17 protein-coding genes and 1 pseudogene are annotated in these 15,795 nt (G+C 54.7%); 6 read left to right on the top strand and 12 right to left on the bottom strand.

The features are described from left to right. Positions 1-113 precede the first annotated feature (113 nt). Positions 114-884: a CDP-diacylglycerol diphosphatase gene (locus G544_RS0114450; RefSeq protein ID WP_027275262.1), complete on the top strand. Its 771-nt coding sequence runs from the start codon at positions 114-116 to the stop codon at positions 882-884. Positions 885-932: 48 nt separating this feature from the next. Here G544_RS0114450 and yggU read toward each other — a convergent pair whose 3' ends face one another. The 4 genes from yggU to G544_RS0114430 form a co-directional block, all read right to left on the bottom strand. Beyond that, complete coding sequence (gene yggU, locus G544_RS0114445) at positions 933-1,232, bottom strand: DUF167 family protein YggU (protein ID WP_027275261.1); 300 nt, start codon at positions 1,230-1,232, stop codon at positions 933-935. Beyond that, positions 1,229-1,777 carry a YggT family protein gene (locus G544_RS0114440; RefSeq protein WP_027275260.1) on the bottom strand — a complete coding sequence of 183 codons (549 nt, stop codon included), beginning with the start codon at positions 1,775-1,777 and terminating at the stop codon, positions 1,229-1,231. The genes yggU and G544_RS0114440 overlap by 4 nt, the downstream gene beginning before the upstream one ends. 99 nt (positions 1,778-1,876) lie before the next feature. Continuing rightward, positions 1,877-2,692, bottom strand: coding sequence for a pyrroline-5-carboxylate reductase (gene proC, locus G544_RS0114435; protein WP_027275259.1), 816 nt, complete (start codon positions 2,690-2,692; stop codon positions 1,877-1,879). Positions 2,693-2,730: 38 nt separating this feature from the next. After that, complete coding sequence (locus tag G544_RS0114430) at positions 2,731-3,432, bottom strand: YggS family pyridoxal phosphate-dependent enzyme (RefSeq protein WP_027275258.1); 702 nt, start codon at positions 3,430-3,432, stop codon at positions 2,731-2,733. Positions 3,433-3,454: 22 nt separating this feature from the next. Between G544_RS0114430 and G544_RS0114425 the strand changes: the two genes are divergently transcribed. Together G544_RS0114425 and G544_RS0114420 are read left to right on the top strand one after the other, a co-directional pair. Beyond that, on the top strand, positions 3,455-4,447 hold the full coding sequence (locus tag G544_RS0114425; protein WP_027275257.1) for a type IV pilus twitching motility protein PilT: 993 nt from the start codon (positions 3,455-3,457) through the stop codon (positions 4,445-4,447). 39 nt (positions 4,448-4,486) lie between these two features. Next, the gene (locus tag G544_RS0114420) at positions 4,487-5,020 is read left to right on the top strand and encodes a flagellar basal body-associated FliL family protein (RefSeq protein ID WP_027275256.1); all 534 of its coding nucleotides are present in this window, start codon (positions 4,487-4,489) and stop codon (positions 5,018-5,020) included. A 45-nt stretch (positions 5,021-5,065) separates the two neighbouring features. Here the strand turns inward: G544_RS0114420 and ruvX are convergent, their stop codons facing one another. From ruvX to metK, 6 genes are all read right to left on the bottom strand, one after another. Beyond that, positions 5,066-5,488: a Holliday junction resolvase RuvX gene (ruvX, locus tag G544_RS0114415; RefSeq protein ID WP_027275255.1), complete on the bottom strand. Its 423-nt coding sequence runs from the start codon at positions 5,486-5,488 to the stop codon at positions 5,066-5,068. Further along, entirely contained in the window at positions 5,488-6,051 is a 564-nt protein-coding gene (locus G544_RS0114410) for a YqgE/AlgH family protein (protein WP_027275254.1), read from the bottom strand. Before G544_RS0114410 ends, ruvX begins: the two co-directional genes overlap by 1 nt. A gap of 109 nt (positions 6,052-6,160) precedes the next feature. Next, positions 6,161-7,111 carry a glutathione synthase gene (gene gshB / locus G544_RS0114405; RefSeq protein ID WP_027275253.1) on the bottom strand — a complete coding sequence of 317 codons (951 nt, stop codon included), beginning with the start codon at positions 7,109-7,111 and terminating at the stop codon, positions 6,161-6,163. A gap of 11 nt (positions 7,112-7,122) precedes the next feature. Continuing rightward, positions 7,123-7,854, bottom strand: a complete 732-nt coding sequence (gene rsmE, locus G544_RS0114400) for a 16S rRNA (uracil(1498)-N(3))-methyltransferase (RefSeq protein WP_027275252.1) — start codon at positions 7,852-7,854, stop codon at positions 7,123-7,125. A 201-nt stretch (positions 7,855-8,055) separates the two neighbouring features. Then, positions 8,056-8,562, bottom strand: coding sequence for a SprT family zinc-dependent metalloprotease (locus G544_RS0114395; protein WP_027275251.1), 507 nt, complete (start codon positions 8,560-8,562; stop codon positions 8,056-8,058). A gap of 90 nt (positions 8,563-8,652) precedes the next feature. Beyond that, on the bottom strand, positions 8,653-9,807 hold the full coding sequence (gene metK, locus G544_RS0114390) for a methionine adenosyltransferase (protein WP_027275250.1): 1,155 nt from the start codon (positions 9,805-9,807) through the stop codon (positions 8,653-8,655). Positions 9,808-10,425: 618 nt separating this feature from the next. On the opposite strand from metK, the gene speA reads away from it, so the two are divergent. After that, positions 10,426-12,324 (top strand): biosynthetic arginine decarboxylase, encoded by a 1,899-nt coding sequence (gene speA, locus G544_RS0114385; protein ID WP_027275249.1) that lies wholly within the window; start codon positions 10,426-10,428, stop codon positions 12,322-12,324. A gap of 81 nt (positions 12,325-12,405) precedes the next feature. Beyond that, positions 12,406-13,326, top strand: coding sequence for an agmatinase (gene speB, locus G544_RS0114380; protein ID WP_027275248.1), 921 nt, complete (start codon positions 12,406-12,408; stop codon positions 13,324-13,326). A 58-nt stretch (positions 13,327-13,384) separates the two neighbouring features. Here the strand turns inward: speB and G544_RS0114375 are convergent, their stop codons facing one another. Next, positions 13,385-13,951, bottom strand: coding sequence for an NADPH-dependent FMN reductase (locus G544_RS0114375; protein ID WP_027275247.1), 567 nt, complete (start codon positions 13,949-13,951; stop codon positions 13,385-13,387). A 325-nt stretch (positions 13,952-14,276) separates the two neighbouring features. Further along, positions 14,277-15,026 carry a M48 family metalloprotease gene (locus G544_RS0114370; RefSeq protein ID WP_027275246.1) on the bottom strand — a complete coding sequence of 250 codons (750 nt, stop codon included), beginning with the start codon at positions 15,024-15,026 and terminating at the stop codon, positions 14,277-14,279. A 317-nt stretch (positions 15,027-15,343) separates the two neighbouring features. On the opposite strand from G544_RS0114370, the pseudogene G544_RS20680 reads away from it, so the two are divergent. Further along, positions 15,344-15,795 (top strand): annotated as a pseudogene (locus G544_RS20680) (transketolase); the annotation flags it as partial.

Genomic DNA, 15,795 nt, shown 5'->3' with positions numbered 1-15,795 from the left:
AAAATGAAATGTTACATATGTGTTATAATAAGACAATGAATGTATGGGCTGAGTGGTAAGGCACTATGATTAAAAAGAGAAGAACTCGGTTCAAATGGCTCGTTTGGGGGGGGATGTCGCTGAGTTTTGCCGTTATCTCGTTGGTCACGCTTTGGGGATGGCGTTACGCGCATTCTGACGAGCTTTGGAATATTGTCAGCGGTGAATGTGTCCCTTTGGCTAAAGTTCAACAGCGCCCTAACGTATCGTGTGTCAGCGTGGTTCTGATGCCCGATGAGCAGCGTGGATACGCCGTTTTTAAAGATCGCAACGGGCCTTTGCACTTTTTGTTAATTCCGACGGCAAAAATCGAAGGGATTGAAAATTCGATTTTGCAGCAGCCGGATACCACCGACTATTTCCTGAAGGCCTGGCAGTCACGAGGCTATCTCGCTCAGGCTTCCGATCGGCCTGTGGCGCGCAATATGGTTTCACTGACGGTCAACTCTGCCTATGCGCGCAGCCAGGAGCAACTGCATATTCACATTGCCTGCATCAAGCCTGAGATTAAAGCGCAGCTGGACAGTCAGATGGGGCGTTTTAGCGAGCGCTGGTCTCCGGTCGAATACGGCATTAACGGACGCCACTATCTGGCCAGAACGCTAACCGAAACGCAGTTTCGCGAAATGAGCCTGTTTCGCCGGGTGGCGAAGGAGCTACCTGACGCCGCTGGCAATATGGACAAGTACGGTATTGCGCTGGTGGCGTATAACGATATTGATAATCGGCCAATGTACTTACTGATGGCGAACCGTTTGGATATTTTGGCGCTTAATCCCGGCTATACCGGAGATATTCAGGACTATCAGTGCGATTTGTTGAAGACAACGAGGGTATTAAGCTAGGGGCGCACGAAAGCGAACGGCCGCCCTGTTGTTCAACGGCCTGATTTATCAGGCCGTTTGGTCTAACAGAAGGGCAACTTCTTCCGGTATCTGCTGCGGCTCGCAAATCCTCACCTGCTTATGGCGCCCCAAGTCTCCTTTTTCGATCTCAACCGCACCCTTCGGCACGCGAAACTGCTTGGCGAGAAACTTGATGAGGTGGGCGTTTGCCTGGCCGTCGACCGGCGGCGCGGTGATGGCGACCTTTAGCTCTTCGCCGTGCAGGCCGACTATCTGATCGCGACTGGCCTTCGGCTGAATATAAAGCCGGAGCACGATGGCTCCGGGCTGTTGTTCTACCGCGCTCACGACAGTATAAGGGCCAAAATGTCCGCTTTGAGATAGTTCAGGGCGAACAGAATAAGCATCAGGATCATCGGCGACAGGTCGATCCCGCCCATCGACGGCAGCAGGCGGCGGATGGGGTAGAGCAGGGGTTCAGTCAACTGAATCAACAGCTGATCGACCGGATTACGCCCCTGGCTTATCCAGCTCATCAGCGCGCGGATAATGACAATCCAAAATACCAGTTTCCCGGCGGCGGTCAGAAGCTCCAGCAGAGACAGCGGCAGGTAAATCGGGAAAAACAGCACCACGCCGTTAAGAAGCCACAGTCCGGCCACATATTTCACCAAAATCAGCAGATAGGCGAACAGAACCGAAGCGGTATCTATTGGCCCAATCGACGGAATAATACGGCGCAGAGGGCCGATTACCGGCTGAGTGATTTTGACGACAAACTGAGAGAAAGGGTTATAGAAGTCGGCTCTCGCCCACTGCATCCATACCCGAAGCAGCAGTACGGAAACGTAGAGGTCGAGGACGGTAAAAATAACAAACGATAAAAATTGCATGTATAGCCCTTGTTTATTACTCGTGCGAAGGCGTTAAGAAACTTCCGTTCAGCATATAGTAAAATGGGGAAAAATGGCAGTTGCTCCCCAAGCGGATGCCTAAAGCGACTTTTCCATTTCCACCGCGCGCGCAATGGCCGCCTGCATCGCTCTGGCGACGGTATCCGACAGCCCGCTTTCATTAAACACTCGCAGCGCTTCGGCGGTCGTTCCGCCCTTAGACGTGACCTGCTGGCGAAGGGTGGCTATATCCAACCGTGGATTTTCGGCAACCATATGCGCTGCGCCGAGCGCCGCCTGTTGAACCAGTAGGCGAGCGGTCTGTGGAGAAAACCCAAGCCGCTCGCTTTCTTGCTGCATAGCTTCCATAAACAGGAAAAAGTAGGCCGGCGCACTTCCCGCTGCGGCGATAACGCCGTTGATTCCCTCTTCGTCATCGACCCAGCAGACCTCGCCGACGGCCTTCATCAGCCCTTCAGTATATTCTCTGTCTTCACTGCTAACCCGCGCCGGCGCGAATAGCCCACTCATGCCGAGGCCAATCAGAGACGGCGTATTGGGCATGATGCGCACGATGTTGACGTCTCCCAGCAGCTGGCGGAAGCGTTCGACGCTGACGCCTGCGGCGATAGACAAAATAAGCTTGTTGCTCAGATCCAACTGCTTTAGCGGTTCGCACACGTCGGCCATCATCTGCGGCTTGACGGCCAAAACGATAACCTCTGCCTGACGAGCGCTGGCCAGATTATCGTTGCTACAGTTGATGCCGAAGTCGGCGTGCAGCGGCCCATCCTGCTTCATGGACGGCGAAGCGGCGGTAATAAGGTGGGCGGGATAGCCGTTTTTAACCAGGCCGGTGATAATCGCCTTTGCCATATTTCCTGCGCCGATAAAGGCGATGTGACGATGTTGCATAGTTAACCCCGCGTAGTTTGAATATAAAAATAAGGTCGTTAGCGATAGTCGCGAGCGCCGAAGACGGCCGTTCCGATGCGCACCATGGTGCTGCCCGCGCGGATAGCCGCCGCCATGTCGTCGCTCATCCCCATTGATAGCGTATCCACCTGAGGGTAGCTTTTTCGTAGCTGATTAAACGCGTCGGTCATGAGTTTAAACGTAGCCAGCTGACGTTCCGGGGAGGTTTCTACCGCAGGAATAGTCATAAGCCCGCGCAGCCTGAGTCGAGGAAGCGCCTGGATTTGCGCCGCCAGTTCCGGCAGTTCGGCGAGGGAAATGCCAGACTTGCTTTGTTCATCACTAATGTTGATTTGAATTAGAACGTTGAGCGGCGCCATGCTTTCCGGGCGCTGTTCATTCAGGCGACGAGCGGTTTTCTCCCGATCGAGGGTATGCATCCAATGGAAATGTTCCGCTACTGAACGGGTTTTGTTGGACTGTAAAGGCCCGATGAAGTGCCATTCAAGCGCGTCTCCATAGGGCGTTCCGGCAAAGTGCTGGATTTTTTCTACCCCTTCCTGCACGTAGTTTTCGCCAAAGCGCATTTGCCCTGCGTCAATCGCTTCTTGAATCGCGCTCACGGGTTTGGTTTTACTGACGGCAAGAAGCTGAACTTCTTTTGGATCTCGCCCGCATTCTTGCGCACACTGAGTGATTCTTTGCCTTACGCTTTCAAGGTTTTTGCTGATAGTAGTCATGGGTTTGCTTAGAGAATCAATGATGAATATTTACCAACTGTTAGACCATAGTGTAAAGCAAAACGCGTCCGATCTGCACCTTTGCGCCGGGCATTTGCCCGTAGCGCGCGTGAATGGGGATTTACGCGTGTTGGAGGAAGAACCTCTGGAGCCGGAGGCGCTTTCTTCGGCGCTGATGGCGCTGCTAAACGCCGAACAGCAGCGGCGTTTCTGGTGCGACCGACAGCTGGACGTCGCGCTGAGCGTCGAGGGCGTGCGGCTGCGGGCCAACCTGTTTCTGCAATTTACGGGCGTATCGGCGGCTTTACGCATCGTGAACGACCGTACGCCCACGCTTGGCCAGCTGGGCGTTCCGCCCGCGTTGGCTTCGGCAGTGACCGAACGAGACGGCCTGATTATTGTTTGCGGCGCAACCGGCAGCGGGAAGTCCACCACTTTGGCGGCCCTGATTGGCGAAATGAACAAGAACCAGGCGCGGCACGTGATAACTCTTGAGGATCCGATAGAGTTTATCCATCGCTCGGAACAAAGCCTCGTTCAGCAAAGGGAAATTGGCGTACACGCGCAGGACTTCTCTTCCGGCCTGCTGGCAGCGCTCAGACAGGACCCGGACGTCATTTTGCTGGGCGAGCTTAGGGACGTCGCTACCCTAAAGCTGGCGCTAACGGCGGCTGAAACCGGCCATCTGGTGTTGGCGACGCTGCATACGCGTTCGGCGGCCATGGCGGTAGAACGCATTGTGGACGCGTTTCCCGCCGGCGATAAGCGGTTCGTCAGCTTTCAGTTGGCCAATGCGCTGAAGGTCGTCGCCTGCCAGCGCCTGCTGCCGGGGCGCGAAGGGGGAAGGGTTGCCGCCTATGAGGTGTTGGTTAACACGCCCGCCGTCGCGAACCTTATTCGTGAAGAAAAATGCCACCAGATAGGCACGCAGATGCAAACCGGATCCGCCTTCGGTATGCAGACGATGGAACAATGCATGACGAGACTGAGAGCAGCAGGTATGATTAGCGGCTAACGCCTCGTTAATGACTGAAAACAGAAGGAAACAAAGGCCGTGAAAGCGCTTAAAAGCATCCTATTATTAATCGTTCTGGCCGCTGCCGGCGCGGGCGGTTACTGGTACTACACTCATCAGCTGCCGACCTACGGCTCTGAGGGTACCTTTGAAATCACCGTTGGGCTATTGGATCCGAAAACCCAGCAGGCAATGCCCAAGACGCCGTTTTATCTGGTAGTGATTAAAGAGGGCGAAACCGATCCCGCCTTTAAAAATCCGCTGTTTGGCGTAACGGACGAGCAGGGGCGCGCGGCGAAGATCGTCAGCAAAACGCAGCTTGGCGCGAACGACTACGTGCTGGTGGAGAAGGTAGGGCAGGGCGAATACGGTAAATATTTTGCTCTGTTGGGAAGCGGGAACACCATTCCGCTGCCTAACACGCAGTACACCATTACCGGCTGCGGCGACGTTCCTGAATATAAGGGAACCTCGAATCGCCAAGGGTATACGGTTTACTATTCGGCGACTCAGGCCTGCAATATTAAGATGAGCATCGATTGGCGAAATACGCTGGACGGGCTGCTTAAGTAATACCGACCGTCAGTCGGCGGCCAATGTGCGTTAAGCCGTTGGCCGTCATGACGGGTTTTGTTCGAACCAGCTTTCCAGAATAACGACCGCCGAAGCGGCGTCTACGCTGCCCTTATCCAGCGCACGATATCCACCCCTGTCGAACAGGCCTGATTTGGCCTCTACGGTAGACAGCCGCTCGTCGTGCAGAACGACCTGTACCCCGAATCGACCGTGCAGGCGGTTTGCGAATTTTTTCGCCTGTGCGGTAACGGGCTGTTCCGTTCCGTCCATGTTTAGCGGCAGGCCGACGACGACCAGATCCGGCTGCCACTCCTTGAGCATCTTTTCAATCGGTTGCCAGTCAGGCGTGCCGTCCTTTGCCTTAAATGACGCCAGCGGGCGCGCCGTCCCCGTCACTTCCTGACCGATGGCGGCGCCGATGCTCCGGGTTCCGAAGTCAAATGCGATAACGGTGCGGCTGGCCATCAGGCGTGCCCTGCCTGGGTGGCGATGGTGTGGATATTGACGCCAAGCTTTTTGGCCGCCGTTTGCCAACGCTGGCTGATTGGGGTACGAAACAGGAGCTGGCTGTCGGCCTCAACGGTCAGCCAGCTGTTTTCCAAAAGCTCTTTTTCTAACTGACCTCCCTCCCATCCGGAATAGCCCAGAGCAACCAGCGTTTCCAGCGGTTGAGAGGCAGTTCCCAGCGTTTCAAGGACGTCTTTTGACGAGGTGATCATCACGTCGTCGCAGATCTGAATGCTTGAAGCGAATCCAAGCTTCGGGGTATGCAATATAAAGCCGCGATCGTCCGCCAGAGGCCCTCCGTCCAGCACGGGGCTGTCCAGATGCGTCATCGAGACCTTGGGAACCGGATCGATGTCTAACCGAGAGAGCACTTCCTGAACGGTAAGCTTGCCGAGCGGCTTATTGATAACTAACCCCATGGCGCCGTTTCGGTTGTGTTCACAGATGTAAACAACCGAGTGAGCGAAGCGGGGGTCTTCCAGCCCGGGCATGGCGATAAGAAAATGATGCTGTAAGTTCATGGCACAACCGTTAAAAAGAGAATGGGATAACTGGCCGTTATCCCAAGTGGCGTATTTTACGACGGCGATGGGCCTTTCGCCAAGGGTCTATACCGAAAAGGCCAAGCGTTTATGAAGCAATGCGGCGTTCAATGGCATCCATCAGCATGCCCGTGATGGAGACGTCCGGGAATGCGGCTTCGATTTCGCGAATGCAGGTAGGGCTGGTGACGTTGATTTCCGTCAACCTGTCGCCGATGATATCGAGCCCGACAAAGATAAGTCCCTTCTCTTTAAGCACCGGCGCGACGCTGCGGGCTATCCGCCAGTCGCTCTTGCTTAAAGGCCTTGCCTCACCGCGGCCGCCGGCCGCTAGGTTACCGCGCGTTTCTCCCTGTTTCGGAATGCGGGCCAGGCAGTAGGGTACCGGCTCGCCGTCGACAACCAGCACTCGCTTGTCGCCGTCGACGATTTGCGGAAGGAAGTTTTGCGCCATGCAGTATTGGCTGCCCAGGTTGGTCAAGGTCTCAATGATGACCGACAGGTTGGGGTCGCCCTGCTTGACGCGGAAAATGGAAGAGCCGCCCATGCCGTCCAGCGGTTTTAAGATAATGTCGCCGTGCTGGTCGTAAAACTGACGGATGAGGTCCTTGCTGCGGGTCACCAGCGTCGAAGGCGTTACCTCTGGGAACCAAGCGGTGAACAGTTTCTCGTTACAGTCGCGCAGGCTCTGAGGCTTGTTGACGATAAGCGTGCCTTTCGCCTCTGCGCGCTCAAGGATATAGGTCGCGTAGATAAACTCGGTATCGAACGGCGGATCTTTACGCATCAGGATGACGTCAAGAGAGTCCAGCGCGATGTCCTGTTCACTTTTAAAATCAAACCAGCTGTCATAGTCGTACTGAACGCGAAGCGTGCGGGTTCGGGCACGGGCTTCACCCGTTTGCAGATAGAGATCGTTCATCTCCATATAGTGCAGCTCCCAGCCGCGCTTTTGGGCCTCTTGCAGCATGGCGAAGCTTGAATCTTTCTTGATGTTGATGGAAGAAATAGGATCCATCACGATACCGAGTTTGATCATGTTTATCTCCGTTAACCCAGATCGCCGAAGCGAACCTGTAGTGCGGCAATCGCGGTCAGCGCGGCAGTTTCCGTACGCAAAACCCGAGGGCCAAGTAGAATATCAGTAAAGCCGTAGCGCGCCGTCATGTCGATTTCGTCCTGAGACAGGCCGCCTTCGGGGCCGATGAGCAGGCGAATATCGCTGATTGGCTGGGAAAGCGTATTGATGCTCTGGCTGGCGCGCGGGTGTAAGTTTAGCTTCAGGTCGTCGCCTGGCTGGGCGCACCAGCTTTCCAGCGTTTCAACGTCGTAAATTTCCGGAATACGGTTACGCCCGCACTGTTCGCAGGCGGCGATGACGATTTTTCGCCATTGCTGGACCTTCTTTTCCAGTCGCTCTTTTTCCAGGCGCACGCCGCAGCGCTCGGAAATCAGCGGCGTAATGGCATTCACGCCAAGCTCCACGGACTTCTGAATAGTGAACTCCATTTTTTCGCCGCGCGAAATCACCTGCCCGAGGTGAAGATTGAGCGGCGACTCGTGGGAGTCTGGCTGGCAATCGATTATGCGGACGTTGACCTGCTTTTTGTCGGCCTGAACGATCTCGGCGTCAAAGACGTAGTTACTGCCGTCAAACAGGTAAAGGCGCTGGCCCGGCTGCATGCGTAGAACGCGGCCGACGTGGTTGGCCGCCTCGTCGCTAAGCGCCAGTGATTCAGTAACAGACAGTGGCTGTGGATGATAGATGCGGGGTGCTCGCATAGCGTTTCTGGTTTTCCTATAGATCGTTATTTTTATCATGTTTCCGACTTTTTAGGTCAGAAACATTAATAGTATATATCAATCGGATGAGTGAGTTTGCCGCTGATGGTTATTAATTCAATAGGCAACAAGACGACGTCATGTAAATGACAGAGCCTAAGCCTAGGGCGAGCGCGTTGCAACCGTACTCATCCAATTCGGTCAGTCGTCTTCTATCGGCCTTAGCAGCGAGCCGCACTTTTTACAGCGGTACTCGCTCTCTTTTCGCACTATCTTATTGTGCCTGCGAACCGTTAACCGGTGGAGCTGGCAGCTGCACCGATACTCGAAGGTTTCCCCCTGCACGGAGGCAACGTCAAAGGCGTGCGTTCTGGCGGCGGGAACGCCAAGCACCTCTTCCATCATCCAGCGCCACTGCGGACCATGGGGAGACACGCGGCCAAACTGCCGATATACCAGAAGATGGGCCAGCTCGTGGGGAACGACGTCATCGATGAAGGGCTGCCCGTTTTCCGTCAGCAGGACGGCGTTTAGCCGAATTTCCCACTGTGAAAGATGGGCCGTTCCGGCGGTGGTTCCCCGCTGGCGATAGCTGACTTTAGGTTCTGGATAACTGGAGCCCAGATGCGCGTTGGCTTTGGCCAGCGCCTGCCTGAGGCTGTGCATGACGGCCTGCTGAGTTGCGATTGGAATTCGAAGAGTGCTCATTGAGGTAGCATAGTGTCAGGAAGGCGCGCAGACAATAGAAAAGGCCTGAAGGAGCATCCTTTCAGGCCTTGTGATAATAGAACGTCTGGCTTACTTCAGGCCGGCCGCATCGCGAAGTGCTGCGGCGCGATCCGTTTTCTCCCACGGGAACTGCTCGCGGCCAAAGTGGCCGTAGGCGGCAGTTTCTTTATAGATGGGCTTAATCAGATCCAGCATTTTGATAAGGCCGTACGGACGCAGGTCGAAGTGTTCGCGAACCAGCTTGGTTAGGCGGTCGTGAGCAATTTTCTCCGTGCCGAAAGTCTCCAGCATGATGGACGTCGGCTCAGCGACGCCGATAGCGTAGGAAACCTGAATTTCGCAGCGCTCAGCCAGGCCGGCGGCAACGATGTTTTTTGCAACATAGCGTGCCGCATAGGCCGCAGAACGGTCAACCTTAGACGGATCCTTACCGGAGAACGCGCCGCCGCCGTGGCGAGCCGCGCCGCCGTAGGTATCGACGATGATCTTACGGCCCGTCAGGCCGCAGTCGCCCATTGGGCCACCGATGACGAAGCGCCCGGTTGGGTTGATGAAGTATTTCGTGTTTCCGGTTAGCCACTCGGCGGGAAGTACCGGCTTGACGATCTCTTCCATTACCGCTTCTCGCAGCGTTTTCTGGTCGATATGTTCAGCGTGCTGGGTAGACAGAACGACGGCGTCGATGCCGGTAATTTGCCCATTATCGTACTGGAAGGTCACCTGGCTTTTTGCGTCCGGGCGCAGCCACGGCAGCGTGCCGTTTTTACGAACCAGCGCTTGGCGCTCCATCAGGCGGTGGGCGTAGGTGATCGGCGCAGGCATCAGCACTTCGGTTTCGTTGGTCGCATAGCCGAACATGATGCCCTGATCGCCAGCGCCCTGCTCAAGCGGATCGCTGCGGTCAACGCCCTGATTGATGTCTGGAGACTGTTTGCCGATAGCGCTCAGCACGGCGCAAGAGTTGGCATCAAAGCCCATGTCAGAGTGGGTGTAGCCAATATCGCAAACGGTGCGGCGGGTCAGCTCTTCAATATCAACCCAGGCGGAAGTGGTGATTTCACCACCGACCAGCACCATGCCGGTTTTGATATAGGTTTCACAGGCAACGCGGGCTTTGGGGTCCTGTTCAAGGATGGCGTCGAGCACGGCGTCGGAAATTTGGTCAGCAATTTTGTCCGGATGACCTTCAGATACGGATTCGGAAGTAAACAGGTGTTGAGCCATTTCTTCTTTTACCTCTAGAACGATTTAAATTCGGTGCGATGCAAAGGCTCAGAGGGTAAACACCAGAGAAGAGCCATCGATACGTGCATCGGTTAATCAGTATAGACGGATTAACTTCTGGATGGCTATTCTAAGGTTCAACGGGACTGATTACCAGTTATTTTTTATATGAAACTATATAACTTTATGTAATTAAAGAATGTTTCTTAAAATCATCCAGGTTGGAACGGCGGGCGCAGAACAATATGAAATCCTGTCATAATTGTCTATTCTTAGGCGGTCCGCATCGCCTTTCTTTTCTCTTTGATACATTGCGTGCTTGTACTGACCGATGGAGTAAACTAGGCGTTTATACCCGTCATACTTCAAGCCACAGGGGCGTTGGCTGCACTCGTTATTCGGTCCATTTCTATGGGCCTCACCTCTAACGAGGCCGCCGCAAGCGCTGCTCAAAACGCTATTGGCGTTTTGTCCCGCAACTCGAATTATTTAGGGTATAAGAGGGCACCATTGACCAAAACCGACCCCGTAATGGCGATAAGATCGGGAATCACTTTTTGTTTTTGATGTGGGAACACTGCCTAGGCCCGTTCCCGGTACTCAAGAGGTTTTGCTGTGATGACAAACTCGCTGGCGAGTAAGATGATGCGTACCTATAACGTAGCCCACTGGGGCGGCGGCTACTACGGCGTAAACGATCGGGGGCACATCACCGTGTGTCCGGATCCCGATACGCCGCAGGGGCGGGTAGATCTGGCTACGTTAGTTCAAGAAATGCAGGATAAAGGGCAGCGCTTGCCTTCTCTGTTTTGCTTTCCTCAAATACTTCAGCATCGCCTGCGTTCAATCAACGCGGCGTTTAAAAGAGCGCGGGAGTCGTTTGGCTACGAGGGCAATTATTTTCTGGTGTACCCCATTAAGGTCAATCAGCATCGCCGGGTTATCGAAGCGCTGATTCAGTCCGGCGAGCCGCTGGGGCTGGAGGCTGGTTCCAAAGCCGAGCTGATGGCGGTGCTGGGGCACGCAGGGTTTACTCGTTCGGTCATTGTCTGCAACGGTTATAAGGACCGCGAATACATTCGCCTGGCGCTGATGGGCGAGAAGCTGGGCCATAAAGTTTATCTGGTCATTGAAAAAATGACGGAGATAAAGATGGTGTTGGAAGAGGCCAAGCGCCTTGACGTCGTTCCTCGGCTCGGCGTGCGTGCTCGCCTGGCTTCTCAGGGGTCCGGCAAGTGGCAGGCCAGCGGCGGCGACAAGTCAAAGTTTGGCCTGTCTGCCTCTCAGGTGCTGTCTCTGGTGGAAACCTTGCGCAAAGAAGACCGTTTGGACAGCCTGCAGCTGCTGCATTTTCACCTCGGCTCACAGCTTTCCAACATTCGCGATATCGCTACCGGCGTTCGCGAATCGGCGCGCTTTTACGTTGAGCTGCATAAGCTTGGCGTCAATATCCAGTGCTTCGACGTTGGCGGCGGTCTGGGCGTGGACTACGAGGGCACTCGCTCTCAGTCCGACTGCTCGGTGAACTACGGCTTAAACGAATACGCCAACAACGTTATCTGGGGGATTGGCGACGCCTGTAACGAAAACGGGCTGCCTCATCCGACGGTGATAACCGAATCCGGCCGCGCCGTTACCGCGCACCATACGGTGCTGGTCTCTAACGTGATCGGCGTTGAGCGCAACGAGTTTATCGTACCTAAGCAGCCGGAAGAAGACGCGCCCCGCCCCTTGTGCAGCCTGTGGGACACCTGGATGGAGATGCAGGAGCCGGAAAACCGCCGCTCTTTGCGTGAATGGCTTCACGACAGCCAGCAGGATCTGAACGACGTCCATACTCAGTATGCGCACGGCATTCTGGATCTGACCCACCGCGCCTACGCCGAGCAGATGTATCTGATCATCTGTCATCAGATCCAGCAGCAGCTCGATCCTAGCAACCGCGCTCATCGACCCATTATTGATGAGCTGCACGAGCGGATGGCGGATAAGCTTTACGTTAACTTTTCTCTGTTCCAGTCCATGCCGGACGCCTGGGGCATCGATCAACTGTTCCCCGTGCTGCCTCTGAGCGGGCTGGATAAAGATCCTGAACGCCGCGTGGTGCTTTTGGATATCACCTGCGATTCCGACGGCACGATTGACCACTATATCGACGGTGACGGTATGGCCACCACGATGCCGATGCCGCCCTATGATGCCGATAACCCGCCGCTGTTAGGGTTTTTCATGGTAGGGGCCTATCAGGAAATACTCGGCAATATGCACAACCTGTTTGGCGATACGGCGTCGGTGGACGTCTTCGTGTTTAACGACGGTTCCGTTGAGGTTCAACAGTCTGAGGACGGCAACACCGTGGCCGAAATGCTGGAATACGTTCAGCAGGATCCGAAAACGCTGATGACGCGCTACCGCGAACAGATTAAGGGCGCTCATTTAAGCCCACTGATGGAAAAACAGTTTCTGCAAGAGTTTGAGGCAGGGCTGTACGGTTACACCTATTTGGAAGATGAATAAGGCGAGGCGCTTTGAGGGGGCGATCTGCGCCTTCAAAAGCCCGCTTTTATCGCTCCGGCTTCTTTTAACGAGAGAGACGCTATGAACAACACTTTGGGCAACAGGCCTGATAATTCGCTGGTTTCCAATGCTTTTGGCTTTTTACGTTTTCCGCTGAACTTCCAGCCCTATGAGAGCGACGCGCAGTGGGTGATAACCGGCGTACCGTTTGATATGGCGACGTCGGGTCGCTCCGGCGCGCGCTTTGGGCCTGCGGCTATTCGCCAGGTTTCAACCAATCTGGCCTGGGAATCTTCCCGCTGGCCGTGGAACTTCAGCCTGCGCGATCGTCTGAAGGTGGTGGACTGCGGCGACGTCGTCTTCAACTTCGGCGATGCTCAGGACATGAGCGAACGTTTGCAAAATCATGCGGAACGCCTGCTGGCCGCCGGTAAGCGGATGCTGACCTTCGGTGGCGATCACTTCGTTACGCTGCCGCTCTTGCGTGCGCACGCCAAGCATTTTGGCAAAATGGCGCTGGTGCACTTTGATGCGCATACCGATACGTATGCCAACGGCAGTAAGTTCGATCACGGCACGATGTTCTATCATGCGCCCAACGAAGGGCTCATCGATCCGAAGCGCTCCGTCCAAATCGGCATCCGCACCGAACATGAGGCGGACAACGGCTTTACCGTGCTGGACGCGGGGCAGGTTAACGATCGCAGCGTTGACGACGTGGTCGCTCAGGTGAAAAGCATCGTGGGCGACATGCCGGTATACCTGACGTTTGACATTGACTGTCTCGATCCTGCCTTTGCGCCGGGAACGGGAACGCCGGTATGCGGCGGGCTAACCTCCGATCGGGCGCTGAAGCTTTTACGCGGCCTTAAGTCGCTCAATATCGTAGGTATGGACGTGGTCGAAGTAGCGCCAGCCTATGACAGCGCCGACATTACGGCTTTAGCCGCAGCGACGGTGGCGCTGGACATGCTTTACATGCAGGCGGAAAAGCAGAAGTAATTAGTAATAGAAGCACAATCGGCCGCATATGCGGCCGATTTTTTAGAACGTAAACGCATTATTTGGGCTGGCGGGTCTGCACGCGCACCCAGTCATCATAGGCGTCGATAAAGGACTTCAGGAACGAACGGGTTCTGTCCGTAAGCTCGCCTTTCTCGTCAAAGATGCTGCCGGCGTTGCTGATGTAGGCTTCCGGCTGCTGCATGCAGGGAATGTTCAAAAATACCAGCGACTGGCGCAGGTGATGGTTAGCGCCGAATCCGCCGATAGCGCCCGGAGATGCGCTGACTACCGCGCCGGGTTTACCGCTCCATGCGCTTTGCCCGTAGGGGCGAGAACCGACGTCGAGGGCGTTTTTCAACGCCGCCGGTACGGAGCGGTTGTATTCCGGCGTAACGAACAGCACCGCATCGACGGCTTTGATTTTTTCACGGAAGGCGGTATACGCCGCTGGAGGATTTCCCGCATCGATGTCTTCGCTATAAAGCGGAAGATCGCCTATCTCTACGATTTCAAGCTTGATTGACTCGGGGGCCAGCTCGGCTAAAGCAAGCGCGATTTTGCGGTTAATGGATTCTTTACGCAGGCTTCCTACCAGAACGGCAACCTTCTTCACTTGGCTCATCTTATAGCTCCTTAGCGTATTGCAAATAGTTATCCTGTTTTTTCAGACACGGGCTGAATACAGAGGATATGGTTGGTCATTACGCGGTTCGATTAACGAACCGGTGCGCAGCAAACAAAGGGATAATAAAGAGATACATAAAAGGTAGTGGTTATTAAGAAGATTGGCAACGTGTTGGATGAACAAAAAGGGCGCTTTTCCTTTGTGTCGCTTTCTCTATGTAAAATAAGAAATAAGGAGGGGGAAGGCGTTGGTGGAAAAGAGATAAAAAAATCCGGAACCTTATCGATTCCGGATTCAATGTCTTCACATTGGGCAGGGGTAATTACTTACCGCCGTCAGCCGCGATGCGAGCACGGATTGCCGCAGCGCGGTCTTTAGAGCCTGGGTGAGAGCTCAGCAGGCCAGCGCTTGCGCCGCCGTCCAGTGTAGCCAGCTTGTCAAACGCAGAAGCCAGAGGTGCGGTCTTCAGGCCTTTCTTCTTCAGCAGGTCGTAAGAGAAGCCGTCAGCTTCGCTTTCCTGAGACTGAGAGAACTGAGAATTGATCAGCGCGTTTGCGAAATCCAGAACCTGCATGTCGCTCAGCGTAGCGGCAGTCTTACCGCCGTACTGCAGAGCAGCCTGGGTAGCGAACTGGGCAGCGTAAGCAACCTGGAACGCTTTCTTGGTGTGGCCCAGCTCAACGTGGCCGATTTCGTGACCCAGTACGCCGATGATTTCGTCGTCGGTCATCTTGTCCATCAGGCCGCTATAAACGCGGATACAGCCGTTAGCCATGGCCCACGCGTTGATATCGTCAGTCAGGTACACTTTGTAGTTCAGCGGCTGGCCGTTGATGTTGTTACCCAGAGCCTTGGAGATCTTGTTCAGGCGCTTGGTGTACTTGCTGCTTTTGCCAGCGATTTTTGACTGCTGGTCCATTTCTTTACAGGATTGATCGGACAGAGACTTTACTTCGGCGTCGCTGACGGTCACTGCTGAAAGAAGGGTATCGCCGAAGCTGCCGTTTTGACAACCGGCTAACATGGTGGCGGAAGCGAGGGTCGCTGCAATTAAAGTAGAACGTATTTTCATAAAACTATCTTCCCTTGATCGTATGATTTTTACTTGCAAATAACTGGTCCTGTCCAGTCGCAAAATCATATCAATAAAGTCTCCTACTGTCATGGAAATATAAGACCAAAATCCCCCGATTCTAGCTAATTGTTCTTGTTAATAATTTATTGTGAATAATTTCATTTTTCAGGCGCTGTCAGGGTTGCCGTTTCATCATTGACTTGAGAAGATATCCGGGTTTTTCGTTTTTTGTATAGGGACAATGCCCGGCGTTCCAAATTCTGATAACTATGTCTTATCGTATGTCTTAACGGAGAATTTAAATGGGGAATACCATGCCTTCTCAAAAAGAACTCGCTAATGCTATCCGCGCCCTGAGTATGGACGCCGTGCAGAAAGCCAAATCAGGCCACCCGGGGGCGCCCATGGGGATGGCCGATATCGCCGAAGTCCTCTGGCGCGGATTCCTCCGCCACAGTCCAACCAACCCCAACTGGGTGAACCGCGACCGCTTCGTGCTCTCCAACGGTCACGGCTCCATGCTGATTTACAGCCTGCTGCACCTCTCCGGCTATGACCTCTCTATCGAAGACCTCAAGCAGTTCCGCCAACTTCACTCCCGCACCCCGGGCCACCCGGAGTACGGCTATGCGCCGGGCGTAGAGACCACCACCGGCCCGCTGGGCCAGGGTATCTGTAACGCCGTCGGGATGGCGATTGCCGAGAAGACGCTGGCGGCGCAGTTCAACCGCCCCGGCCACGACGTGGTTGACCATTACACCTATAC

Source organism: Leminorella grimontii ATCC 33999 = DSM 5078 (genome assembly GCF_000439085.1).
In the GTDB taxonomy this organism is placed as follows: Bacteria; Pseudomonadota; Gammaproteobacteria; order Enterobacterales; family Enterobacteriaceae; genus Leminorella; species Leminorella grimontii.
Note: the sequence above shows the minus strand (reverse complement) of the source record. Positions and strands in the feature narration are given on the sequence as shown.

Coding starts and splice junctions, on each gene's coding strand:
- rsmE (WP_027275252.1), bottom strand. CDS start 7,854: ATGCGAGCACCCCGCATCTATCATCCACAGCCACTGTCTGTTACTGAA.
- G544_RS0114375 (WP_027275247.1), bottom strand. CDS start 13,951: ATGAGCCAAGTGAAGAAGGTTGCCGTTCTGGTAGGAAGCCTGCGTAAA.
- G544_RS0114450 (WP_027275262.1), top strand. CDS start 114: ATGTCGCTGAGTTTTGCCGTTATCTCGTTGGTCACGCTTTGGGGATGG.
- G544_RS0114425 (WP_027275257.1), top strand. CDS start 3,455: ATGAATATTTACCAACTGTTAGACCATAGTGTAAAGCAAAACGCGTCC.
- G544_RS0114370 (WP_027275246.1), bottom strand. CDS start 15,026: ATGAAAATACGTTCTACTTTAATTGCAGCGACCCTCGCTTCCGCCACC.
- metK (WP_027275250.1), bottom strand. CDS start 9,807: ATGGCTCAACACCTGTTTACTTCCGAATCCGTATCTGAAGGTCATCCG.
- ruvX (WP_027275255.1), bottom strand. CDS start 5,488: ATGGCCAGCCGCACCGTTATCGCATTTGACTTCGGAACCCGGAGCATC.
- G544_RS0114395 (WP_027275251.1), bottom strand. CDS start 8,562: ATGAGCACTCTTCGAATTCCAATCGCAACTCAGCAGGCCGTCATGCAC.
- G544_RS0114430 (WP_027275258.1), bottom strand. CDS start 3,432: ATGACTACTATCAGCAAAAACCTTGAAAGCGTAAGGCAAAGAATCACT.
- G544_RS0114440 (WP_027275260.1), bottom strand. CDS start 1,777: ATGCAATTTTTATCGTTTGTTATTTTTACCGTCCTCGACCTCTACGTT.
- gshB (WP_027275253.1), bottom strand. CDS start 7,111: ATGATCAAACTCGGTATCGTGATGGATCCTATTTCTTCCATCAACATC.
- speA (WP_027275249.1), top strand. CDS start 10,426: ATGACAAACTCGCTGGCGAGTAAGATGATGCGTACCTATAACGTAGCC.
- G544_RS0114410 (WP_027275254.1), bottom strand. CDS start 6,051: ATGAACTTACAGCATCATTTTCTTATCGCCATGCCCGGGCTGGAAGAC.
- speB (WP_027275248.1), top strand. CDS start 12,406: ATGAACAACACTTTGGGCAACAGGCCTGATAATTCGCTGGTTTCCAAT.
- proC (WP_027275259.1), bottom strand. CDS start 2,692: ATGCAACATCGTCACATCGCCTTTATCGGCGCAGGAAATATGGCAAAG.